Origin of the sequence: Pseudomethylobacillus aquaticus (assembly GCF_003730115.1) — a bacterium.
Lineage (GTDB): Bacteria > Pseudomonadota > Gammaproteobacteria > Burkholderiales > Methylophilaceae > Pseudomethylobacillus > Pseudomethylobacillus aquaticus.
Map to the genome: position 1 here is coordinate 77979 of NZ_RJVP01000003.1, position 24154 is coordinate 102132.

At 59.1% G+C, this 24154-nt stretch carries 21 protein-coding genes; 7 read left to right on the top strand and 14 right to left on the bottom strand.

Annotated features, from left to right (window positions below):
* Positions 1 to 13: 13 nt before the first annotated feature.
* The 5 genes from ED236_RS06770 to pqqA form a co-directional block, all read right to left on the bottom strand.
* Positions 14 to 1210 carry a restriction endonuclease subunit S gene (locus ED236_RS06770; protein WP_123237216.1) on the bottom strand — a complete coding sequence of 399 codons (1197 nt, stop codon included), beginning with the start codon at positions 1208 to 1210 and terminating at the stop codon, positions 14 to 16.
* Positions 1200 to 2921 carry a type I restriction-modification system subunit M gene (locus ED236_RS06780; protein WP_205125652.1) on the bottom strand — a complete coding sequence of 574 codons (1722 nt, stop codon included), beginning with the start codon at positions 2919 to 2921 and terminating at the stop codon, positions 1200 to 1202. Before ED236_RS06780 ends, ED236_RS06770 begins: the two co-directional genes overlap by 11 nt.
* Positions 2922 to 3285: 364 nt before the next feature.
* The gene (locus ED236_RS06785; protein WP_205125653.1) at positions 3286 to 4026 is read right to left on the bottom strand and encodes an RES family NAD+ phosphorylase; all 741 of its coding nucleotides are present in this window, start codon (positions 4024 to 4026) and stop codon (positions 3286 to 3288) included.
* A complete protein-coding gene (locus tag ED236_RS06790; RefSeq protein WP_123237218.1) occupies positions 3992 to 4372 on the bottom strand; it encodes an MbcA/ParS/Xre antitoxin family protein in 381 nt (126 codons plus the stop codon). Before ED236_RS06790 ends, ED236_RS06785 begins: the two co-directional genes overlap by 35 nt.
* 196 nt (positions 4373 to 4568) lie before the next feature.
* The gene (gene pqqA / locus ED236_RS12735) at positions 4569 to 4640 is read right to left on the bottom strand and encodes a pyrroloquinoline quinone precursor peptide PqqA (RefSeq protein WP_123236554.1); all 72 of its coding nucleotides are present in this window, start codon (positions 4638 to 4640) and stop codon (positions 4569 to 4571) included.
* Positions 4641 to 4913: 273 nt separating this feature from the next.
* Between pqqA and ED236_RS06800 the strand changes: the two genes are divergently transcribed.
* Positions 4914 to 5573: a pyridoxamine 5'-phosphate oxidase family protein gene (locus tag ED236_RS06800; RefSeq protein WP_123237433.1), complete on the top strand. Its 660-nt coding sequence runs from the start codon at positions 4914 to 4916 to the stop codon at positions 5571 to 5573.
* A 128-nt stretch (positions 5574 to 5701) separates the two neighbouring features.
* Here ED236_RS06800 and ED236_RS06805 read toward each other — a convergent pair whose 3' ends face one another.
* A complete protein-coding gene (locus ED236_RS06805) occupies positions 5702 to 7474 on the bottom strand; it encodes a monovalent cation:proton antiporter-2 (CPA2) family protein (protein WP_123237219.1) in 1773 nt (590 codons plus the stop codon).
* A 172-nt stretch (positions 7475 to 7646) separates the two neighbouring features.
* Here ED236_RS06805 and ED236_RS06810 point away from each other — a divergent pair, with 172 nt between their 5' ends.
* On the top strand, positions 7647 to 8267 hold the full coding sequence (locus ED236_RS06810; RefSeq protein ID WP_123237220.1) for a 3'-5' exonuclease: 621 nt from the start codon (positions 7647 to 7649) through the stop codon (positions 8265 to 8267).
* Positions 8268 to 8472: 205 nt separating this feature from the next.
* Here ED236_RS06810 and ED236_RS06815 read toward each other — a convergent pair whose 3' ends face one another.
* Both ED236_RS06815 and ED236_RS06820 read right to left on the bottom strand, forming a co-directional pair.
* Positions 8473 to 9000, bottom strand: coding sequence for a group I truncated hemoglobin (locus tag ED236_RS06815; RefSeq protein ID WP_123237221.1), 528 nt, complete (start codon positions 8998 to 9000; stop codon positions 8473 to 8475).
* 69 nt (positions 9001 to 9069) lie between these two features.
* A complete protein-coding gene (locus tag ED236_RS06820; RefSeq protein ID WP_123237434.1) occupies positions 9070 to 10050 on the bottom strand; it encodes a DUF3034 family protein in 981 nt (326 codons plus the stop codon).
* A gap of 264 nt (positions 10051 to 10314) precedes the next feature.
* Here ED236_RS06820 and azu point away from each other — a divergent pair, with 264 nt between their 5' ends.
* The 3 genes from azu (at position 10315) to ED236_RS06835 (ending at position 12528) form a co-directional block, all read left to right on the top strand.
* The gene (azu, locus tag ED236_RS06825) at positions 10315 to 10770 is read left to right on the top strand and encodes an azurin (RefSeq protein ID WP_123237222.1); all 456 of its coding nucleotides are present in this window, start codon (positions 10315 to 10317) and stop codon (positions 10768 to 10770) included.
* Positions 10771 to 11090: 320 nt separating this feature from the next.
* A complete protein-coding gene (locus ED236_RS06830; protein WP_148042262.1) occupies positions 11091 to 11978 on the top strand; it encodes a polysaccharide deacetylase family protein in 888 nt (295 codons plus the stop codon).
* 316 nt (positions 11979 to 12294) lie between these two features.
* Entirely contained in the window at positions 12295 to 12528 is a 234-nt protein-coding gene (locus tag ED236_RS06835) for a TIGR02450 family Trp-rich protein (protein ID WP_205125654.1), read from the top strand.
* 37 nt (positions 12529 to 12565) lie between these two features.
* Here the strand turns inward: ED236_RS06835 and ED236_RS06840 are convergent, their stop codons facing one another.
* Both ED236_RS06840 and ED236_RS06845 read right to left on the bottom strand, forming a co-directional pair.
* Positions 12566 to 13891: a M48 family metallopeptidase gene (locus ED236_RS06840; protein WP_123237224.1), complete on the bottom strand. Its 1326-nt coding sequence runs from the start codon at positions 13889 to 13891 to the stop codon at positions 12566 to 12568.
* A gap of 188 nt (positions 13892 to 14079) precedes the next feature.
* A complete protein-coding gene (locus ED236_RS06845) occupies positions 14080 to 14820 on the bottom strand; it encodes an SDR family NAD(P)-dependent oxidoreductase (RefSeq protein ID WP_123237225.1) in 741 nt (246 codons plus the stop codon).
* A 197-nt stretch (positions 14821 to 15017) separates the two neighbouring features.
* Here ED236_RS06845 and ED236_RS06850 point away from each other — a divergent pair, with 197 nt between their 5' ends.
* The gene (locus ED236_RS06850) at positions 15018 to 16022 is read left to right on the top strand and encodes an NAD(P)/FAD-dependent oxidoreductase (protein ID WP_240032063.1); all 1005 of its coding nucleotides are present in this window, start codon (positions 15018 to 15020) and stop codon (positions 16020 to 16022) included.
* A gap of 58 nt (positions 16023 to 16080) precedes the next feature.
* Here ED236_RS06850 and ED236_RS06855 read toward each other — a convergent pair whose 3' ends face one another.
* A complete protein-coding gene (locus ED236_RS06855) occupies positions 16081 to 17025 on the bottom strand; it encodes a response regulator transcription factor (protein WP_240032064.1) in 945 nt (314 codons plus the stop codon).
* Positions 17018 to 20437: a hybrid sensor histidine kinase/response regulator gene (locus tag ED236_RS06860; RefSeq protein ID WP_123237226.1), complete on the bottom strand. Its 3420-nt coding sequence runs from the start codon at positions 20435 to 20437 to the stop codon at positions 17018 to 17020. The genes ED236_RS06855 and ED236_RS06860 overlap by 8 nt, the downstream gene beginning before the upstream one ends.
* Positions 20438 to 20694: 257 nt before the next feature.
* Between ED236_RS06860 and ED236_RS06865 the strand changes: the two genes are divergently transcribed.
* Complete coding sequence (locus ED236_RS06865) at positions 20695 to 22710, top strand: TonB-dependent receptor (protein ID WP_123237438.1); 2016 nt, start codon at positions 20695 to 20697, stop codon at positions 22708 to 22710.
* 80 nt (positions 22711 to 22790) lie between these two features.
* Here ED236_RS06865 and ED236_RS06870 read toward each other — a convergent pair whose 3' ends face one another.
* Both ED236_RS06870 and ED236_RS06875 read right to left on the bottom strand, forming a co-directional pair.
* Entirely contained in the window at positions 22791 to 23285 is a 495-nt protein-coding gene (locus ED236_RS06870) for a FlgO family outer membrane protein (RefSeq protein WP_123237227.1), read from the bottom strand.
* 38 nt (positions 23286 to 23323) lie between these two features.
* Positions 23324 to 24019, bottom strand: a complete 696-nt coding sequence (locus tag ED236_RS06875; protein WP_148042263.1) for a hypothetical protein — start codon at positions 24017 to 24019, stop codon at positions 23324 to 23326.
* Positions 24020 to 24154 lie beyond the last annotated feature (135 nt).

A 24154-nucleotide genomic window follows, 5' to 3' on the forward strand; every position in this document is an offset into this window, starting at 1 on the left:
CTCTCGCTCCGGTTTAATTATCGTGTGGCAGGCGCAACTGACCCGAGATCAGGCGGGGTAGCAGCGTGTCGCGGAGGGTGGCGAGGGTTTGGGCTTGCACCAAATTCACAACGATACGCTCAATAAACGGACTAAGGATTTCATCAACAGCCTTCAAGACGGTATCCGATGCCACAACCACCTTGGCATCCGATAAATGGCGTCTCTGAATATGCCCCATAGTTGTCGCTTTGCTGGCTGCGATCTGTCGAAAGTTATCAAGATGTTGGCGCGTCCACAGGTAATAGAACCACTTTGGATAGTCCGACGAAGTAACTTTGAACAGATGCTGATTCAGAGCGCCCTCACCACCACACCAAATCTCAACTTCGAGACTGCCTGACCAAGAAAATAATACATCACCATTTTTAACAACATATTCAGGCTTGATCGTGCGCGATGCCAAGTCAGATCCTACCGTGTCCCCCTTTCTGAGCTGCGCAATCTTGATAACTGGCAAGTCGTCGATGCCAGTTGGCGGAAATTTCTGTAGAGCCAGTCCGTTTAGGAAACTAGCAACGGCATCAAGCGACGTGACGCCCCACCCCTTCGGGACCAACCCCAATTCCGATTCCTCGAAGCTGTCCGGGAACAGGGTGGCTGTGGCTTCATCCATGCCTTCGGGGGCGCGGCCTTCCATCTTGGCGCGCACGGGGTCGAAATCGACAAACCACGACTTGAACAGCGCATGGGCGATGGCTTCGAGGGTGGCGTTGGTTTCGCGCAGGAGGGAGATGCGGTCGTCGAGTGCACCGAGAAAAGAGGCGATTTCGGCCTGCATAGCAAGTGAAGGTATGCATACTGCGACAGCATGTGCGTTTTCGCGGTTTAGGCCTGGAACCGCGCTATCCGAATTCATTTCGGATAGCGCCAGTGTCTTAAGTAAATAGTAAGTAAAGCGGATGTCCCGATTTGTGGGATCATCCTCAACATAGAACGCAGTGTCGATTGGCCAGAATGGACCAGGTGCGAACGTAACGCTCCCTGCCGTTCCCTTTCGCCCGATGACGATGCCAGGAGACTTCACCAAGGGCTCAGTGTGACTCGCCACAACACCCGCTGAGCTCATCACTGGAAACAATCCTGCCACTCGCGCCCGCTGAGGAAGCCCTTTTCCGTACTTGAACGGACAAAACTCACCAACGGTGCTGGTAGTCCACTCAGAACCCATACCCCAGCCCCCCCAGCTTCTGCCGAATCAGCGCATCCAGTTCTGCGCCCTTGGCCATCTGCTCACCCAGTTGTTCGGTGAGTTTTTGCATCTTGTCGGCAAAGGCTTCATCGTCGTCCTCCACCTCTTCGGCGCCCACATAGCGGCCCGGGGTCAGCACATGACCGTGCTGGGCGATTTCGGCCAGGGGCACGCTGCGGCAATAGCCCGGGATATCCTGATAAGGCTGTGGATTCCGGCTTTCGCCGGAATGACGGGGGGTGTTGAGCTGGGCTACAGTTACGCCGGAATGGCCGGGGCTATTGGGCTGGGTTGCAGTTTCGCTGGAATGACGAGATGTATTGGGGTGGGCTATGGCTTGGTCGGAATGACGGGCTGCGTCAGGCTGGGCTGACAGCTCACCAGCAAGTGACGGCTCGCCGCGCCAGGCGGCCACCGTGGCGGCGATGCGGGCGATGACCTCATCGGTGAGTTCAGACTGCACGCGGCTGATCATGCTGGCCTGCTTGCGGGCGTCGATGAACAGCACTTCGCCTTTGCGTTGTTTTTGCTTGGCCAGGAACCACAAACAGGCGGGGATTTGCGTGTTGAAGAACAACTGCCCGGGCAGGGCGATCATCACTTCTACCACGTCGGCCTCTACCATGGCGGCGCGCAGCACACCTTCGTTGTTCTGGCTGGAGCTCATGGAGCCGTTGGCCAGCACAATGCCGGCGCGGCCCGTTTCTTTCAAGTGGTGCAGCATGTGCTGCAACCAGGCGTAGTTGGCGTTGCCTTGCGGCGGGGCGCCGTACACCCAGCGCGGGTCGCCTTCCAGGCTGCCGTGCCACCAGTCGCTGATGTTGAACGGCGGGTTGGCCAGGATGAAATCCGCACGCAAATCGGCGTGCTGGTTGCGCGTGAAGGTGTCGGCGGGCTCGCGGCCCAGGTTGAAATCAATGCCACGGATGGCCAGGTTCATGGCCGCCAGCCGCCAGGTGGTGGGGTTGGCCTCTTGCCCGTAGATGGACACATCGCCCAGCTTGCCGCCGTGGGCTTCGATGAATTTCTCGCTCTGCACAAACATGCCGCCCGAGCCGCAGCAGGGGTCGTACACCTTGCCGTGGTGCGGGGCCAGCACCGCCACCAGAGTTTTGACGATGCTGGCCGGGGTGTAGAACTGCCCGCCCCGCTTGCCTTCGGCGCTGGCGAACATGCCCAGAAAGTATTCGTACACCTGCCCCAGCACGTCGCGGGCCTTGCCCGGCTCCACCCCGAACCCGATGGTGGAGACCACATCTACCAGCTCGCCCAGCTTGCCGTCTGGCAGTTGTGCGCGGCCATAACGCTTATCGAGAATGCCCTTGAGCTTGGGGTTTTCCGCCTCGATGCTGGTGAGCGCATCGTCGATGCGCTTGCCGATATCCGTCTGCTTGGCTGCCGCCCGCAGGGTTTCCCAGCGGGCAGTCTCGGGCACCCAGAACACGTTCACCTCTTTGTAGTAATCGCGGTCTTCCAGCTCGCCCGCGGTCAGCGTGGCATCGTCCAGATAATAATCATCGGCCGGGTCGGCAAAACGCCGCTGCAGCTCCGCACGGCGTGCGGCGAAGGTGTCCGAGATGTATTTAACAAAGATCAGGCCCAGCACCAGGTGCTTGTATTCGGCAGCGTCCATATTGGCGCGCAGCTTGTCAGCAGTGGCCCAGAGGGTCTTTTTGATGTCTTCCAGCATGGGGTATCGGCTTCTTGATGTGTGGTGACGGTTCGGCACTGATTATAGAGGCTAGCCGGCTGATGTGGCGGCCAACTTCAGGCCACCAAGATAAGCCCAGGCCGGCTCACTGAGTGAGCCTGTGCTGCGCAAACTTCGTTGGGATGAGGTTACCGAACAGACGCACAGCGAGTGCCAGGTAATGATGGATGCTGGGTGCGCAAGGACACATGTGTCGACAAATCAAGCTTTTAACGACACATTTTGGCTGCGTGTCGATTCAAACGACACATCCCCCCACGGAATGCATACCTCGGTTAGTTTGCTTGCCTGGATTCCGGCCTGCGCCGGAATGACGAGCGGTAAATCAGCGCTTGTAGGCTGTTCAACCCAGTCTGGAATCGACCGGGAATTGGAAAGCCCAGCTTTCCCCAGCAATATCACGCTGCCAAACCGTGAGATTAGGCGGTTGAATCAACAGCGTCCAGCTTTGCTGGTTGTTCCTGTACGGTTCCTGCACTGCTTTGAACACGTGCGGGGTCAGCAACGCCAGGCAGTTACCACCGCTGTGACGCACTGACTGATAACGGATCACCTCGATATTGGCCGCCCGTGCCTGCTCCGCCAGTGCTTGTGTGCCGCTGTAGTCATGCGGGTGCATCCAGATTGCCTTGTCCTCAATCAAGGGCGGCAGGCTGAGGTCTATGCTGCGCTCGCTTGCGGCGTGAAACTCGAACAGTGTCAGCGGCACAGCTTTTTGCTTAGCCGCCAGACCTTCACTGTCCATCCACATGCGCAAGCGCCAATAGCCACTTTCTGCGCAGGCGGTCTGCCGGTCTTCCGCGCCGTAAAAGACGCCAGGGTCGTTATGGCCACGGAAGCGGGAACCGCCGGGCAAAGGATAATAACGGAATGGCGTGGACAACAGCCAGTGCAGGCCCTGGGCGGCGGCCGGGATCAAGGGCTTGGCTTCGTCCAGAATGGCTTCCAGCACAGCCTGATCCGCCAGCGAGCCGTGCACCAGGCTCATGGTGGAGATTTTGTGCTGCGCCTCTACCGCCCGCCAGCCACTGCCCTGCCAGGGGCGCGCTTCAGATGCGAGCGCGGTGGGCGTCCAGGTATTCACAGGCACGTACCAGCCCTTCGACACGTTTGATCTCTTGCGCAGGATGCCTTCCGCCCATGGCGCGGTTAGGGCTGTGCATCCATGCGCGGGCGAGTGCGTCGTCCCCGCCGACCATGGAGGAAAGCGAGCGGTACATGCGCACCAGCAGGGCCGACAACTCCCACGGCTTGCTGCCTTCGGGGATGCCATAGTAGCCGTTAAGCAAACGTGATGCGGTGGACTGGCTTACGCCGATGATGTCTTTGAGCTCGGTGGAGCCCAGCTCAAAACGCTGGGCGACCTCTTGCACGGCGCTGGTCAGCACGCGTGAGCGGTCTGGATTGATGTGTGCAGCTTGGGCGGTCATATTGAACTCTAACTTATTCTAAAGAATAAATAGTAAAACTATTATTCTACTGAATTAGCACTAAGTCAATGCGCGTTATTCGCTATGCGCAGATAGATCAGGCTCGCGGGCTGGAATGTGCAAGCAATATACGCTGACGAAACACAAATAAAAACGGCGCACTGGGCGCCGTTTTTATTGCCGTTGCAAGCGCTGATTAGCGGTTGCAAACGTACATGGTGACTTCAAAGCCAAAACGCATTTCGGTCGCTGCTGGGGTGGTCCACATGGTGTATCTCCTCGTCTCGTTTTTGATAGGTATGCGTTAGCGCATAAGTTGCATGTTACGCCGCCGCGTGCGTTTCCTTCTGCCTGTCATCATGAGTTGCGGCTCAGGATTATCATGATTGCGAGTGAGTATGACTTTCACCCCCCAGCCCGGATTTTTACTGCCAGATAGCCGCAAGCAGCGGCAGATTCTTTATCATCGGGCATGGCCATGACGCGGCAGCCAGCCAGCTGGCCAGCCTGTAACACCCCGATCAACGCGCAAGGAGACCCCATGAGCCGATTATTTGGCGACACACACCGCAGCCTGCAGGACGAGCTGGGCACCCGCAAGCTGGCAGACCGCATCGAGGAGATCGCCTGCAAAACCGAGTTTGACGAGGAGACCAAGGGCTTCATCGCAGCCATGGACATGTTCTTTCTGGCGACGGTGGATCACAACGGCCGCCCGACCGTGTCCTACAAAGGCGGCTTTCCCGGTTTTGTGAAGGTGATCGACAGCACCACGCTGGCCTTCCCCAGTTATGACGGCAACGGCATGTACCTGTCCGTGGGCAATGTGGTGCAGAACAGCGAGGTGGGCCTGCTGTTCATCTCCTTCGAAACGCCGCACCGCATCCGCGTGCAGGGCGTGGCCACTGCCTCGCGTGACGACCCGCTGATGGCGGAATACAAGGAAGCCGAGTTCATCGTGCGCGTGAAGCTCAGCGAGCTGTGGCAGAACTGCCCGCGTTATATCCACCGTTACACGCGTGAATCCGCCTCACGCTATGTGCCCAGCCCGCAATGCGAAACGCCGGTGGCGGGCTGGAAGCGTATCGACCTGATGCAGGACGTGCTTAGCCCGCAAGAACATGCGCGTGCTGAAAACAGCGGGCTGATCGGCATAGAGGAGTGGATAGGCCAGGTGAAGACTGGCGACCCGCAAGCCTGACCGACTGGAGCTAGTCGCGAGTTTTGGTGGCTGGGCGATGACAGGCGCCATCGCCACCATGCACTTCGCTGTGCTCCTCCTTGGCTATGCTCCTCTCTAGCTATGCTCCTCTCTAGCTATGCTCCTCTCTAGTTAGGCTCTTCCGGGCTGGCGCGCTCCATCTGCAGCAAGGCCTTCAAATCCTGCCTGCCCTGCTCGGTGATGTTCAAAATGGCTTCGCGGTCGTTGCGCACCTTGAGCGTGGCATCCAGTTGTTCCGTATCGTGCTTTTCGAAGTGTTTGACGATGCCGGCCGCCGCGCGGCTGGATTCACCCAGCGCCATCAACGCCTGTCTGGCGGCTTCCAGCGAGGAGTGAAAGGTCTCGCGGATGGGCTGCAGGCCCAGTTCACGGAAATCGAAGGCGTCGGTACGGCTGCGCGCCCGCGCCACGATCTTCACCTGCGGCCAGCGCGCTTGCACCAGCCTGGCCATGTCCAGCGCGGCATGCGTGTCGTTGACGGCAATGACCAGCAGGCGGGCGTGGTGGATGCCCGCTTCTTCGAGCAGATCCATGCGTGACGCATCCCCGTAATAACATTTCCAGCCGAATTCACGCATCAGCTCGACCTGATTCGGGTCCTTATCGATCAAGGTGGCCGGGGTGCCATGAGCCAGCAGCACACGGCCGACGATCTGCCCGAAGCGGCCAAAGCCGGCGATGATGACCTGGTTGGATTCGGTGATGGCCTCACGCGGACCTTCTGGGCTTTTCATGCTGACCAGGCGGCTGTACAGCACCATGAGCAAGGGCGTGACCAGCATGGAAACCGCCACGATGGCATTCAGCAGATCATAGGTTTCGCGTGGCAGCAGCTTTGAGCCCAGCGCCACGCCGAAGATCACGAACGCAAACTCGCCCACCTGCGACAAGGTGACCGCCATCAGCAGCGCCTCACGGCTTTTCAGGCTGAACAGCTTGCCCAGGCCGAACAGGATGGCCATTTTGACCACCACGATCAGCAGGGCCAGGCCGATGACCGTGCCGGGCTGTGCGGCCACCAGCGACACATCCACCGACATGCCCACGGCAATGAAGAACAAGCCCAACAACAGGCCTTTGACTGGCTCGATATCCAGACGCAGCTCATAACGGTATTCGGAATCGGCCAGCAGCACCCCGGCCAGAAAGGTCCCCAGCGCCATGGACAGGCCTACCGCCTGCACGGACATGGCGACGCCGATCACCAGCAGCAAAGAGAACGCGAAGAAGATCTCGCGCATGCCGGTCTGTGCCACGATGCGCATCACCGGGCGCAACACGGTGCGGCTGGCGATGATGATGAGCGCGATGACGCCCAGCGCCTTGGGCACGGCATACAGGTCTACCGCATGCTGCGAAGCCGCTGGTGCGATCAGCGCCAGCAGAATGAAGATCGGGATCACCGATAAATCCTGGAACAGCAGCACGGCGAACGAGGACTGGCCGCCCGGCGAGCCCAATAGCTTCTTTTCTTCCAGCGAAGCCAGGCCGATGGCCGTGGACGACATGGCGATGCCCGCCCCGGCGACAGCGGCGATCTGCCATGAAGCGCCCGTCAGCATGGCCACGCCCATCACCAGCGCGATGGTCCACAGTACCTGCTGACCGCCCAGCCCCAGCAAGGGTTTGCGCAGCTCCCAGACTTTTTCCGGCTCCAGCTCCAGACCGACCAGGAACAGCAACAACACCACACCGAATTCGGCAAAGTGCAGCACCTGTTCCGGGTCCGGAATCAGCGCCAGCGCATACGGGCCGATGAGGATGCCCGCGATGAGGTAGCCCAGCACCGAGCCCAGCCCCAGCCGTTTGAACAAGGGCACGGCGAGTACCGCCGCCGCAAGATAGATGCAGGCCTGCGCCAGAAAACCGGTGGATTCCATGCCAACTCCGTATGTCGATGATGGTGAGAGTTTACCTGCGCGCATGGCAGCCCGGCATGCGCATTTGGGCGTGCGCGTTTGGACATCACCGCATGCTGCTAACGCAAGCGCCACTACGCTCAGCGCGAGGCCGGGGTATCATCCGGGTTGACCATCCTGCCACCTGAAGCCCATGACACGCCCCGCCACCCCCACCAAAACCGAACTCAGCCTGCTGGAACCCTACCAGGGGGTGTCATTGGCGCAGATCATATTGCCCAAAAGCAGCACGGAACTGGCCGAAGCGTTGCACCACCTGGCTCTACAGCGCGTGGTCGGCTTCGATACCGAATCCAGACCCACCTTCAAGGTGGGGGAGGATTCCGGCGGGCCGCATCTGCTGCAATTCGCCACGGCCGAGCGTGTGTATCTGTTTCAGCTTGATTCAGAAGCGGCTATCCAGGCGGTACGTCAGTTGCTGGGGGATGAACACCTCATCAAGGCCGGCTTCGGCCTGAAATCGGACCGTTCCAAGATACGTCAGCGACTGGGCATGCAGGTGGCCGCCATCCTGGACCTTAACGACGTGTTCCGTGCGCGCGGCTACCACAAGGAGATCGGGGTGCGCATGGCGGTGGCGGTGCTGTTCGGGCAACGCTTCGCCAAGAGCAAAAGCGTCACCACCTCCAACTGGGAATCCAAGCTGCTCAACGACAGACAAAAGCTGTATGCCGCCAATGATGCCTACGCGGCCTTGCAGGTGTTCCAGCAACTGGGGATGTCTGAGCAGGCCTGGGCGGAATTTCTGGCTTAAGCGCTATGCACTTCTAGGTTAAGCGCTATGCGCTGTGGGCCTGAGTGTTATGCCTTAGCGGCTGCGCCGGGGCAGGAACATTGGCAAGTACGGCAGGCTGCTGCACCAAAAACAACAACGGGCTTGATGTCATGCATCAAACCCGTTGTGCGGTCAGTGCCGCGATAGTCTGCCCGGAAAGACAGGCTACCAGATCAGCGGCGGCTTACTTGGCGACTGGTGGCACCAAGGTCGCGGAAGCCGCGCCCGTGGTGGTTTCAATGTCACGGTACATGGGCGCCAGCTTGGCCAGCAGCTTGTTTTGTGACGAGAACGGCACATTGTGTTTGTCCATGGCCAGCTGGAAATCCTCGACCAACGCATTGAACGCCTCGCGGTTCACCCGCATGGTGGCATGCGAGCTTTTCATGTCGCGGCCCGGATACTTGCAACCGCCATTCAGGATCTCGCACATCTGCTCGACCAGCATGGCCTTGATGAAAGCCTGCTTTTCGTTATCAAAGAATGGTTTGGTTCTTGGGTCGGCGATCAGCAGCACCATGAAGTCATCCATGATCTTGACCAGACCTTCCTTGCCACCAAAGTCCTTGAAAACAGTGGGGTCCTGGATGATGGTGGTACCCAGATTCGGGCTGGGTACCGGTGTGCCGTCTGCTGCGCTGGCAGTGAACGATGCAGATAGCATCAGGCCAAGCACGGCGAGGGCAGACTTCATTTTTACATTGTTGAACATGATGATGTTTCCTTTAATGATCTGAACTTGAATGATCTGAATTTGGGAGATGGATGCCGGTGACCTGCATCAGAAGCCGACCTGGGCCGACAGATAAACGCCGTCTTGTCTGCCGAAATCGGCACCCACGGCTTTTACCGTGGCGATGTTGCCCAGATTCACATAGGCCAGCGTCAGCGAGACATTCTTGTTGGGTGCATAGGCCACAAACAGGTCGAAGGCATCCTGTTCCTTCAGTTCAACCACATTGGCACCACCGAACAGCAGGCCGTTGGCCGGGCTTTCAAGGTTGTTTGGCTTCATGCGGTATTCAGCACCGATGGCGACATTCTTGCTGAGCAGATAAGCGGCTGACAGCTCCAGCTGTGGTTGGTAGTTGTCATGCCGGTCGCCACCAAAACCAAGCAAGCCGAACTGATTGGCTTTGGTCATGCGCAAGGTCGTGTTCAACAACAAACTTTGTGCCAGAAACAATTTGGTGGCCGCTACATAGAAGTCATAGCCGCTGTCGTCCTTGGCACCCACCACTGCACTTTTCACAAAGTCACCATCATGGTTCTTTTTGTACTGCACACCGATGGCCACTTGTGGGAGCCAGGTATCGGCATCGAGTACCGCTTCACCGAATACACGCAGCTTGGCGCCTACGATGGTCTGGCTTAACTCGCCACGCCCGATGGCGCCAGGCAAGGCGGCATCGACTTTGTTACGCAAGTTGCCAACATCAAACTTCTGCTCGGCGATGGACAGCTCGAAGCGATCGTAGAAGCCCACCGTGATGCCGTAACTATCCAGATTGAAGTCGCCCGTCTTGGCATAGGTGTAGTGCACGTTGGCACCGATCTCATTGTTGGTGCCGTAACCACCGATGACCGCCCATGGGGTCAAACCACCGCCTGCAGCGCCTTCCACTTGGGAGACGCCACCGGTCAACAGCAGCTTGTTGCTGACCGAGGTTTCTGCCAGAACGTTGGTGGACAGCGCAGAACAGAGGCTGGCGACTGCAAGCATGGCCATCCGTGTTGATCGGGTATTCAGACTGTGTTTCATGTTCATCCTTTTATGTGAAGGTACTGGAATCTGATGTGAAGTTTTACTTCCCCTCACTAATACGTCTCACAATTTATTTGGATGCAAAATAATTAACTTTTCTTTTGACCTCACACGCTGGCCGCAGGTGCAGCCAACACAAATGTCCTTAATAAAGCGATAACTTCAGTACGCAATGTCTCAATTTTTGAGTGCGGTGTTTTGCGTGCGAACTAATTTCCATCACCCCCTTCTTAATCATGTAAATCAACTATGGAGACACACATGAAATCAATCGCAATGGTAGGTGCTGTGATGCTGGCTGGTTTGTTCGCACAATCGGCGAGTGCCAATGAATGCGTGCATACGGTGGAAGCCACCGCTTCCATGGCCTTCAACGTGAAAGAGATCGCGGTCAAGAAGAGCTGCAAGGAAGTGACCATCAATCTCAAAAACACCGGCACCATGGCCAAGGCCGTCATGGGCCACAATATCGTGATCACCAAAACAGCTGACATGAGCGCTGTGGCGAATGACGGTATGGCGGCAGGTGCAGACAAGAATTACGTGAAGCCGAATGACGCACGCGTGATCGCGGCCAGTACGGTGATCGGTGGCGGCGAAACCACCACCTTCAAGTTCAAGACGGACAAGCTCAGCGCCAAGGAAGCCTATTCGTTCTTCTGTAGTTTCCCTGGCCACTCCGGCATCATGAAGGGCACCTTCAAGGTGGTTGGTTAAACGCCCGGTGCGATTCTGATGGTTCATTCGCGCATGTGAATGAGCTCACCATAAAAACGGCGCCTGGAGCGCCGTTTTTATTGGTTGTTTTTATTGCAGTGCTGTTATTGCGTTGCCCTCGCAAACGCGCCGTCTGCAGCAGACGTTATGATCGGTCGTGGTGATCAATACCGTGTCTGTTATGGGCGTGTGGTTTAACATACGCCGAATCCATCACCACCCGAAGCCCACACCCGATGCACCTGCCCAGACTGCTGCTAGTACTGTTGCCTTTACTGATAGGGGGCGCTTGCAGCCACACCCCCCCCAGCGCCAGCCCTGTGCAGAAAACGCTGCAAGTCTACGTAACGGTGGATTGGGAAGGCGCCACGCTGGATGAAGAAAACATCGAGGCGATGCAAGCCTTCCGGCAGAAATTCCCACAGGTGCCCTTGTGGCACTTTCTCAACCCGGCCTACTTCGTCAAACCCGGCATGGATGCCCAACTCGCCGCCAGCAGCATACGGCGCACCTTGCGGTCGCATGACCATCTGGGCTTGCATCTGCACGGCTGGCAGTCCCTGATGCGCTATTGCCGCGTTCCGTTCGTCGAGGCACCCAGCATCGTGACGTTGCAAGAAGATTGTGAGCATCAGGATTGTGGCTATGCCGTCAGCCTGGAGCTGGCCTACGACACGGCCGCGCTAAGCCGCCTGCTGAGCTGCAGTCAGGCGCTGATGGTGAAGCATGGATTTCCACGTCCGGACAGCTTCCGCGCCGGTGGCTGGCAGGCCGGCCCGAAACTCAGGGAGGCGCTGGTAGCGAATGACTTTAAGGTGGATAGCTCGCATATCGACTATCGCCAGATCAGCAGTTCCTGGACGGAACGCAGTGCGCTGGTAAAGTCGCTGACCAGGCTGCACCCGGGCGCCTCCGTGCTGGACCAGCCCTACCCTGTACCCGGCGGGCTGACGCAATACCCGAACAATGGCAGCCTGGCCGACTATTTCACGCCAGAGCAACTGGTGGGTTATCTACAGACACTGATCGCCGCCGACAAGCAGGTGCTGGTCACCGGCTTCCATCAGGAAACAGCGGTGGATTTTCTGCACAGGCTGGAGACCGCCATTCCCATGATGGAACAGGCAGCTGCCGATGCAGGGGTGACGTTACGTTGGATGGCAAGCCCCAAGCTGTTAGAATCGCACAATACAACATCGAATAAATGATTAGCGCACAATGAACCTGCGCCTGATTAATACGTCTATGTAAGTGCATGATTTATGCGCGTAACTTACAAGGCCGGGCGACCCCCGGCCTTCTTTTTATTCGCTGCCTGGCCAGCGCATGCATTTGACAGGATGGACGTTGAAAACCAAACCTTGCCAGTTATGCCAGCAAGACCACAGCACGCTTTACCGGGTACGGCTAGAAGCGCATGCGGACTGGTGCTTTGTTTGCAGCGCATGCTGCAAACGTGCAAAAGTACTGGAGGGCTACCGCTATGGCGGTACCTGGCAAGGCAAGCGTCACTAAAGGAAGCCTATGCACCAGATGACGTCACGTAGACTCAACCCGCAAAAGCTGCTCAACAGCAAATGGAGCAAGGTCGCCGCTGAGCACAAGGAAAAGCACTTCATGGTGGTGAAATTGCTGCTCGCGGAGGACGAAAGCAGACGAGTCGAGCAAGTAGTGCTGGAGGCGGTACTGACCAGACGGCAATGGACCATGCCCTGGCAAAAGCTGCTGGACGAGACACAGTGGAAGCAGGGCTGGTGACCTCGGCCTGGCCACCAAGCACTCACCATACGGTTACTTAAGGGTTGACTGCCAAGGCGTCGAGATCCACGCCATCACATTTATTGAAGCTGGCTTTGGCGCAGGAGAACTGTTCTGAGCCGGACAGGCTCTGTGCTTTGCTGAAGTAGCCGGCAGCGGCTTCCGTGTAGCCCAAGCCGCGTGCGGCCAGCCCCAGATAATAATAGGACAGGTCGAAGTGATAGCCCACCTTGACCACTTTCTGCATCAGCCCGCGCCAGTCCTGCTTTTCCTGCAAGGCTTTGAAATCGCTCTGATTCAAATAGAACTGCAGGCCGCAGCTTTGACACGGCAGCTCGGTGCGCCCTTCCTTGAACGCTTCCTGCTCAGGCGAGTAGAACGCCAGCGCTTTGCTGGCATCCACTGCGGGGGGCTCAGCCAGATTGACCTTGCCCTCCTCGATCACGCGCACATTGGAGGAATTGAACCCGGCCGTGTCCGTGCCCACACGCACATATTGATATTCGGCGGCATCGTCACGCGCGGCCAGCGCAGCGCGGTAGATCTTCTGCATCGGTGCCTGCAGCGCCTGCAGTGCTTCGATACGCTTGTCGGAAGAAGGGTGGGTGCTAAAAAAATCGGCTTGCTGTCCGCTGGCACTGTTGTTGGCAGCGCCCATCTTTTCCCATAAGGTCACCGCCGCAGCCGGGTCATAACCGGCCTGTGCGGCCAGTTCGATACCCAGTTTATCGGCTTCACTCTCGGCACCACGGCTGTTGGGCAAGGTGATGAAGGCAGCAGCAGCCAGGCCTGCGGCGCTGTGTGCAGTCTGCTGATTGTACTGACGCTGGCGTGGCGTGGCATTGGCATCACCACTGGTGGCGGCCACCGCCACCGCTGCCACCGCGATCTGGGAAAGGATCTGCATGGACATCTTCTCGGCGCCGTGATTCGCCAGCGCATGCGCGATCTCATGGCCCATCACCTGGGCCAGTTCGTCATCGGTGGGCTGGATCTTGTCCAGCAGGCCCTTGAACACTGCCATCTTGCCGCCCGGCATGCACGTGGCATTGATGGCGTCGTTGTCGATGACATTGACCTGCCATTCCCAGCTCTGTGAATCGGGACGGTATTGCACCGCACGCGCGATCAGCCGGTTGGTCAGTGTCTGCAGGCGCTTGTTGATGGCCGGGTCGTCGATGAGCTTGTTCTGTTTGCCATAGCCTTCGATCATGGAGGCATACAGTTGCGTGCTCTGATTGATGGCCGAGGCTTCAGACACCAGACTCAGTTGCGAGCGGCCTGTCATCGGATTGGTGGCACAGCCGCTGAGCTGGCTCAACAACGTCAACACGATCAAACACCACAAGCCACGCATACGCATCCCGCCTCCCTCATGCCAATCCATCCTAGCGCCAATAAATCCTAGCGCCAATAAATTCTAGCGCCATCATGCCATATCCGGACAGGTTTTCTAGCCCCGCCAGCCAGCTTGACCAGTCAGCACGATAGGCACGGTTCTCCTGCCAGGCACTGCGCGCGCGATGACACCACAGGCGATGGCGCGCTGCCTTATTTGACCAGCGGACGGATGGCGGCATAACCACCATCCAGCGACCACACCTGGCCGGTCACCCGTGCCGCCTGCTCCGACAGCAACCAGGCCATCAGGCTGGCCAGTTCCTGCGGCTGACCGATACCGGCCAAGGGATATTGGCGCGCTGCCAGTTCACGGCCAGCTTCACTGGCCAGCAAGGCACTGGCGGCTGGCGTTTCCATGAGGCCGGGTGCCACGGCGTTGATGCGTATCTGGTATGGCGCATAAGTCGCTGCGGCACCACGCACCATGGCCTCCAGTCCGCCTTTGGCGGCCGCGATGGCCTCATGATTGGGCGTGCCTATGCGTGCTGCCGCCGACGACACCAGCACAGCAGCACCCGGCTGTTTGGCGACACGCAGCGCCTTGAGGAACGCTGCCAGCATGAAATAGGCACTGAACAGATTGGCCTGCATGCATGCCATGAAATCGGCTTCGCTCATGCGGTGCATGGCACCCAGACGGATGTTGCCCACGCAATGCGCGAGCAAGGTCGGCACAGGCCGTCCACGGCTTTCCAGCTGTTGCAGCACCGCGTCGGCGCCGGCCAGGCTGGTGCAATCGGCCTCGATCTGCACATGGTCATCGCCATACATCTGCTGCAAGCGGGCCGCGTCGCGGCTAACCAGCACCAACTGGTGCCCGGCGGCCAGTTGCGCGGCCATGGCTTGCCCCAGGCCACCGCAGGCCCCCGTGATCAATGCAACTTTTTCCATGCGTATTCCTCTACCAGACCAGCCCGTGGCTGGCGATCGATAAAAAAGCAGGCTGACCGTGTTGACAGCCCGGCGATCAGTCCCGTTATAGTCTGACAGCGCTGCTTGGTCAGCGCCTGCAGGCAAAGATTCAACCTTAGTTAAGCAATCACACCTTAGTTAAGCAATCACAAAAGCAACGACAGAAAGTGAACGACGTGAACACACCACATCAGGTCGCCATCATCGGCGCCGGCATGGCAGGTCTGGCCTGCGCACAGGCCCTGCAGGCGCAGGGCATACGCAGCCTGATCTTCGAAAAGAGCCGTGGCCCCTCCGGCCGCATGAGCACGCGCAGAACCGACCAGTGGCAGTGCGACCATGGCGCGCAATACTTCACCGTGCGCGATGCGGTGTTCCAGGCCGAGGTGGCACGCTGGCAGGCTGCCGGTCTGGCAGCGCCCTGGCACGGCAACATCACCATACTGCCTGCGCATAGCGGCGCAGGCCGACACACCCAGCCCGTGACCCGCTATGTGGGCGTACCGCACATGACCTCGCCCGCCCATGCACTGTATGCAGGGCTGGACCATACTGACCAGTCTACGGTGCAGTCCATCCGCCATGACCGGGGCCAATGGCACATCACCACGGCCGAGCATGGCTTGCACCCGGCCGGATTCGACGCTCTGGTGCTGGCCATCCCGGCACCGCAGGCAGCCAGGCTGCTGGCGACGCAGGACAGCCCGGTGGCAGGCTTGCCGGCACAGGCGGTGATGCGCGGTTGCTGGACGCTGATGCTGCAATATGTCGCGCCCGTCCGCATGGACTTCGATGCTGCTTTTGTGAACCAGGGACCGATCAGCTGGCTGGCACGCAACAGCAGCAAGCCGGGCCGCAGCGGTCAGGAATGCTGGGTGGTGCAGGCCAGCCCGACCTGGAGCGAGGCGCATCTGGGACAGGAGGCGGCCTGGGTGACCACGCAACTGCTGGAGGCAGCGGCCTTGCTTGGCCTGCCTGCACCTGTCAGCAGTACCGCGCATCGCTGGCGCTATGCCGACACCGAAAACGCACTCAGTGTGCAGTTCGGCTGGGATGCCGACAAAGCGCTGGGACTGTGTGGCGACTGGCTCAATGGGGGACGCGTGGAAGGTGCCTGGACCAGCGGCCATGCGCTGGGCACACAGGTGGCAGCAGCGTTGCGGCGTAAGGCGGCAGGCTAAAGCAAAGGCAACTCACCACACCGCCCAGCCAAGGTCGAGCCCGTGAGCGCAGCTGGGCTCAGGACAGGTGGCGCAGCTTGCGTGTGACCAGGGAGGCGGCGGCGGTGCGCGTCTCCACCCCCAGCTTGGTGAACACATGCTCCAGATGCTTGTTCACGGTGCGCGGGCTGGTGCCCAGGATGTCGCCGATGTCACGGTTGGTCTTGCCTTTGACCGCCCAGTACAACACTTCGGATTCGCGCCTGGTCAGCGTGAAGTTGGCCATCAGTGCCTCGATCTGCGCGGCGTCCGACTCCTCGCGCAGCAGCAGGATCCATTGCTCCTCGCTCTCCAGATCGGCAGGCGTGAAGATCAGTCGGCCATCCGGATGGAAGATGGTGAGCGGCAACAGCTGGTTCTCGCGGCTAGTGGCCAGCTTGTTGACCCAGGCCAACAGGGTGGCGGCCGGGTCATCCGTAGCCTCCGGGCGTTCCAGATATTTCTGCATGAGCTGGCGCGCCAGCGGTGTCTGCCAGACGATCTTGCCGTTGCCCGGCAACACGGCGATCGCGGCCTGACCAAAGGCATCCAGTGCGCCGCGTGTCTGGTGCATCAAGCGCGAGGCCTGCAGATGGGTGGCGATGCGCGCCAGCACTTCGGCGGTGCGTATCGGCTTGGTGACGTAATCGGTGCCGCCTGCCGAGAAACCCGCCACCACATGCTCGGATTCGGTCAGGCCGGTCATGAAGATCACCGGGATGTGGCGCGTGTTGAGGTCGGCCTTGAGCTGACGGCACACCTCGAAACCGTCCATGCCCGGCATGATGGCATCCAGCAGGATGATGTCCGGGCTGGCTTCAACAGCCTGTTTCAGCGCACGTTCACCGCTATTGGCCACCAGCACGATGAAGCCGGACTCGTCCAGCGCATCGTGCAACACCGCCAGGTTCTCGGGCACGTCGTCCACGATCAATACCACGGTGGTCGCCTTGGCCTGCATGCTCAGCTCGGTGGATTCAGTCATGGCTTAGCACCTCCTCCATAACGTGCTGCATGGCCTGCAGCTGGAACTGCTGGGCCATGCTGCGCAGGCGCGTGATGAACGGCCCGCATTCCGGCTCCAGCGTGGCCAGCTCGTCCAGCTTTTTCTGGATGCCACGCATATAGCCGAGGTTGATCAAACGCATCAGCTCATCCAGATGCGCGCGCGCTGGATAGCGCATGGTGGTTTGCGCCTGTGTGACCGGCGTGGTCAGCGCGGCCACATCGGCAGCGCTGATCCAGCTGATATTGAGGCGGTCGCCCAGCCAGCGCAACAGCTCTTGCACATTGACCGGCTTGAGGATGAAGTCAGCGGCGGTGATATCGGCCGTGTTCTCCAGGCCCTTGTCGAAGGCATTGGCCGACACGATGGCGATGGGCACATCCGACTCGTGCACCTTGCGTATCATGTAGCTGGCCTCCCAGCCATCCATTACAGGCATGGCCAGATCCATCAGGATGAGGTCGGGGCGGAACTCGGTATACATCTGCAAACAGTCACGTCCGGTGGCCGCTTCGGCCAGCTCGAAGCCCAGCGGCTGCAGGATGTTGATGATCAGTTCGCGGTCCACCGGCTCGTTGTCCACCACCAGGATGCGGCGGCGCGGGCCTTTGTAACCGATGGGCCGCAATGGCGTCACCGATTCGATATCGTGCTCCACACGCACTTGCGGCAGGAACAGACGGATGTAGAAAATGGTGCCCTTGCCTACTTCACTCTTCAGGCTGAGCTCACCACCCATCAGCTCGGTGAGCATCTTGCTGATGGTGAGGCCCAGGCCGGTGCCGCCTATCTTCTCGGCCGCACTGCCGCGCGAGAAGGGCTCGAAGATCTGCTCCAGCTCGCTCTCGCGTATGCCGGGGCCGGTGTCTTCCACTTCGATGGCCATCATTTCGCGCGCATAGTGGACGCGGAACACCACGCCACCGTGACGCGTGAACTTGACCGCATTACCCAGGATGTTGATGAGGATCTGGCTCAGACGCTTGTGGTCGGCACGCACCACACGCGGCAGCTCGCCACTGAGGATGTAATTGAAGGTGATGCCCTTGTTGCGCGCCTGCAGCTCGAACATGCTGACCAGCTGCTGGATGAATTCCGGAAAGCGCAGCGGCCGGGTATCGAAGGTGAGTTTGCCGCCCTCGATGCGTGCGATGTCCAGTGTGCCTTCGATCAATGACAGCAAGTGCTCACCACTGCGACGGATGACGCGTATGCCCTGCATGCGACTGTCGTTGATGGAGGTGTCGTTATCGAGCAGCTGCGCGTAACCCAAAATGCTGTTGAGCGGCGTGCGCAGTTCATGGCTGATGCCGGTGATGTAACGGCTCTTGGCCTGATTGGCCTGCTCCGCCAGCAGGCGCGCCTGTTGCAGCTCGGCATCGGTCTGGCGATGCAGGGTGATCTCGCGTTGCAACAGCCGCGTCTGCCGGTTGGATTCTTCCTGTGCCACGCGCCGACTTTCCGAGGTGAGCACCAGCCACCAGGCGATGATGCCGCTGATCAGCACCAGCGCCGCAAAGGCTTTCATGTAGCCCAGCTTGAGTTGCGGCAGCAGCTGGCTGGCATGCTCGGACAAGGTCAGCGATTCGTGCAGGTAGATCAGGCCGAAGATCGCCCCCAGCAGCGACAGGGTCACCGCCATCAGCAGCAGATAATGCCCCATGCCACTGTCCAGATACCGCCACAGCGAGCGCGGCAGGATCTTCTTCATGGCCGTTTCCCACTGCCGGCTGATGCGGGCATTGGGTTTGCAGGCGTCGTTGCAACGCGCGTCCAAACAGCAGCACAGGGAGCAGATCGAGCCCTGATAGGCCGGGCAGTAGGCGATGTCGTCGATCTCGTATTCACGCTCGCAGATGCTGCATTTGTCGGTGCGCTTGCCCGGCTGGTAGCTGACCGGTTTGCGGGCGATGTAATACTTGCCTCTGGTGTACCAGGCGATCAACGGGGAAGTGACCAGCGCCGTGATCAGCGCGATGAAGGCCGAGAAGGCCTGTGCCTCGATGCCGAAGGTGCCGATGAAAGCCAGCACCGACAACAGCGAGGCGATGGCCATGGCCCCCACCCCTACCGGGTTGATGTCGTACAGGTAGGCGCGGCGGAACTCGATGCCTTTCGGGCTCAGCCCCAAGGGCTTGTTGATGACCAGGTCGGCCACCACGGCGGTGATCCAGGAGATGGCCACGTTGGAATACAAGCCCAGCACCTGCTCCAGCGCCTGGAACACGTCCAGCTCCATCAGCATGATGGCGATCAGCGCGTTGAACACCACCCACACCACGCGGCCAGGATGGCTGTGGGTGAGCCGCGCAAAGAAGTTGGACCAGGCCAGCGAACCGGCATAGGCATTGGTCATGTTGATCTTGAGCTGCGACAACAACACAAAGAACACCGTCACCGCCAGCACCAGCTCCGTGTTGGAGAACACCTGGCTGAAACCCACCAGATACATCTGGTTGGGGTTGACCGCCTCCTCCACCGAGCGCCCGGCCGTGAACGCCATGTACGCCAGCAGCGCGCCACCCAGCATCTTGGCCATGCCCAGGAAGATCCAGCCCGGCCCCGAGATCAACACCCCGGCATGCCAGCGCCAGCGGTTGCTTGCGGTCTTTTCCGGCATGAAGCGCAGAAAATCCACCTGCTCGCCGATCTGCGGGATGAGTGCCATACCGATGGCCATGGCGGTGCCGAACATGTATAGATTGAACCCATCGTCATAACCGGACTTGCCAGCAAAGCCCATCAGGCCGTCCAGCACGCCAGGGTCTTTGTACAGGATGAAGATGAACGGCAACGCCATCAGCGTGAGCCAGATCGGCTGGGTGATCATCTGGATACGGCTGATCAGGGTGACGCCGTGCGTGACCAGCGGCACCACCACCAGGGCACACACCAGATAGCCTATGTACAAGGGCATGCCGAAATACAGCTCCAGGGCATAGGCCATGATGGCCGCTTCCAGCGCGAACAGGATGAAGGTGAACGAGGCGTACACGAACGAGGAGATGGTGGAGCCGATATAACCGAAGCCAGCCCCGCGCGTCAGCAAGTCCATGTCCAGTCCAAACTTGGCCGCGTAGTAGCTGATGGGCAGACCGGTCATGAAAATGATCATGGACACCGCAAGGATGGCCCAGAACGCGTTGATGAAGCCATAGTTGATGGCGATGGTGCCGCCTATGGCCTCCAGCACCAGAAAGGAGATGGCGCCGAATGCCGTGTTCGACACGCGAAAGATCGACCATTTGCGGAACGAGCGCGGCGTGAAACGCAAGGCGAAATCTTCCAGCGTCTCGTTGGCGACCCAGGTGTTGTAGTCGCGGCGTATCTTGACGATGCGCTGCGGCGCATTCTGGTCGTCCACGTCCAGTCGTTCGTTCACCGTGTTCAAATGTGTTCCGTGTGCTGCTCTGATGGGTGGTTGGAATGAAATAGCGGGACATCGGCGTGTGCAGTCGTTTGCTGAAGCAAATACGTTGCAGTCGCGTTCAAATCAACATTCACAACAAGTACGCGCAACAACTGTGCCAAAAGCACCCCACCGTATCCTAAAACAGTGCGGCTTGTCTGCCTGTACGCAATTTGACGTATTGCTGCTGGCAGCCTGCCCGCTAAAGTCTGGGCATCCGCAACCTCTCCATGGACGCCATGCACAAAGCTCTCGGCCTGCTGTTGTTGCTGAGCAGCCCGCTACACGCCGAACTCGTCACCGCGCCTGTCAAGGTCACCAGCCAGCGCGACAATCTGCTTGGGGTGGCTGAAAGCGCCAGCGAAGGCAGCGTCAGCCAGGCACGCATCAGCCAATTGCCGCTGTCGCGCCCTGGCGAGGTGCTGGAGCTCACGCCGGGCATGGTGGTCAGCCAGCACTCGGGCGATGGCAAGGCCAACCAGTATTATCTGCGCGGCTTCAACCTCGACCACGGCACCGACTTCTCTACCTGGCTGGAAGGCATGCCGCTCAACATGCCCACGCATGCGCATGGCCAGGGCTATACCGATACCAATCTGCTGATCCCGGAACTGATCAGCGGCCTGCACTACCGCAAAGGCCCTTACTACGCCGAGGCTGGCGACTTCTCCGCCGCCGGCACGGCCAGCCTCCGTTATGCACGCACGCTGCCCAAAGGCATCGCCCAGATCAGCATGGGGCCCAATCAGTACCAGCGCCTGCTGAACGCGGATTCCATAGCGCTGGCGGGCGGTGACCTGCTGTATGCCCTGGAATTGCAGCGCGATGACGGGCCGTGGGACAGCCCGCAGGACCTGCGCAAACTGAATGGGGTGTTGCGCTACAGCCAGGGCACACAAGCGCAAGGGTTTGATATTCTGGCCATGACCTACCAGAACCACTGGGATGCCAGCGACCAGGTGCCGCAACGGGCAGTGGAGAGCGGGCAGATCGGCCGCTTCGGCAATATAGACCCCAGCAGTGGTGGCGAAACGCAGCGTACCAGCCTGTCGGCTGACTGGCGCCAGGGCCCCTGGCAAGCCAGTGCCTATGCAGTTTCCAGCCACCTCAACCTGTTCTCCAACTTCACTTATTTTCTTGACGACCCGGTCAACGGTGACCAGTTCGAACAAGCGGACCGGCGCCGCATCTACGGCGGCAAGCTCAAATACGGTTGGGATCAGGCCCTGTTTGGCATACAAGGCCTGCATGATGTGGGCGTGCAGATCCGCTTTGATGACATCCGCAATGCAGGGCTTTACCACACGCGCGACCGGGAACGTCTGGACACGGTGCGGCAGGACAAGGTCAAGCAAGCAAGCGCAGGTTTATGGTGGCAATCCAGCTGGGCGCTTGCACCAAATTGGCGCGTGATCACCGGTTTGCGTGCAGATCAGTACGCGTTCGACGTGAACAGTGACCTGGCCGCGAATAGCGGCACCGAGCAGGCGCATATCCTCAGCCCCAAACTCGGTCTGGCCTGGCGCGCCGGGCCAGACACCGAACTGTATGCCAACTGGGGGCGCGGTTTTCACAGCAACGATGGCCGAGGCTCCACCATACGCATGGACCCTGGCACGGCTGACCCGGCCAACCGTGTCGATCCGCTGGTGCGCGCGGTGGGGCAGGAAGTCGGCCTGCGCGCGCACTGGCTGCCGGGCTGGCAAAGCACGCTGGCGCTGTTCCAACTGGAGCTGGATTCAGAACTGCTGTTCATCGGCGACGCAGGTGCCACCGAAGCCAGCCGGCCTAGTCACCGGGTCGGGGTGGAGTGGAGCAACGCGCTGCAAGTAGGGCGCTGGGGGGAGCTTGAAGCCGATGTGGCACTGACACGTGCCCGGTTCCGGGATGCCAGTGCCGACGGTAACCACATCCCGGGCGCAGTGGAAAGCACTGCCTCGCTAGGCTACCGCCTGCAACGCGGCCCCTGGTCGGGAGCCGTGCGCTTGCGTTATCTGGGTCCACGCGCCCTGATCGAGGATAACAGCGTGCGCTCGGAGGGCGCACTGCTGGTCAACAGCCGGGTGGGCTATCAGATCAACCCGCAACTCGGCATCGCCGTCGATGTGCTCAACCTGTTCGACCGCGAAGTTTCCGACATCGACTACTTCTACCTGTCGCGCCTGCCCGGCGAAGCAGCAGGCGGTGTAGCCGACCTGCACAGCCATCCGGCACAACCGCGCATGCTGAGAGTGAGTGTGCGGCTGAGCTATTGAACATCACTAACTCTAGCCTGAATGGCACCAGCCTGAATGTAAGCACTCAGGCCGGCGTCAACGATAGGTCGAAGCAATGTTTAACGCAGCATGTCCACCATGTTGCGGGTTTTTGGAATCGAATAACTTGAAGCAGCAAGAACCAGATTGGTATTGGGCTGCACCACCTTGAGATTCACGAAGACATCAGTTCCATTCACTGCATAAGTGCCAACTACCACAGCCTGTGAACTTACCGATGTCGCCAGGTCTTTCAACTCGCGTGTCAGCAGAAACTCGCCCTGATCATCCTTGATCAGCACATCATTTCTCATCTTCATCTCGACGACACTGTATTTTTGCTGAGTGAAGCGACCAGAGATCTGCTCCGTCAGCAGGCGTCCAAACGAGGACGTTTGCGACAACTGGTTCATATTGACGATGGTGGATATCACAATCGGATAATCCTTGTGCACCTTGCCGGACATTTGTGTCGTCAAACTATCGACGGCTTTGTGGTTTCTGTTGATGAACTCCTCGCCGGAGATGTTCTTGTTACGCAGGTTGCTTGAATAGGTGTTGCAGCCCAGCAGCATGGATAACGCGACCAGACTAAGCGCTGTAATTAAGATTCTCACTTGGCTTCTCCGACCAGTCTGTAGTTCTTCAGTAAATTCTCATAAAGCCGCTTGTCAGACTCGGCGACATAGTAAATGTCCTTGGTCACAGCAAGGTACTCTCCGTCTTTGGAGGTAACCAGATCAATGATGATTTCCGTTTTTGGCACCGGTCCATTGATCTTTTGCTGGTTGAACCAGTTGTACGCATCGAACCCGAATGCCGCCAGTGTCAAACCACCCGCAGGCGTCGTTTCAAGCAGATCAAGCACCCACAACCCGGAAGCAATCATGCTAGGAACGCCAACGGCAGCCGCCTGGGTTCGTCCTTTTGAAAACTCCAGCACTTCTGTTTCCACGTCAATTTTTACGGAGTAGCTCAGCGCATCAGGCCGGACACTGCCACTGGGCTTGATCACGCGGTAACCAGTTTTGGTCAGCGCTGCAATCAGATCGAGTGAAACCGAACGTGAGAAAGCGGATTTCTGCGCCGTCTCCACGTAAATCCTGTCGCTCTTGCTGACCTTGGATTGAATATCGGCAATCAGCCTGCCGGATATGTTTTTGGCAATCAGCTCCCAATGTCTGGCGGCCTGCAGCTTGCCTTGTTCACTGGCTTCAAACTTGGTTGGTGTCGGTGCTTCCGCATATTTTGATGCGCATCCAGCACTCAATAGCGCAGCAATCAGCAGCATAATGGGGTAGTTAGGCATTCTCACTTGGGTAAATCTTTCAGTAAAAAATTTAGGAAAACAAAGACTGCACCCGCCAAAAAATGGCTTATATCAACCAATGGTGGCTGCTATAAACCAGATTGCCGTTGCCATCTGAGCCAAGTCACTGATTTG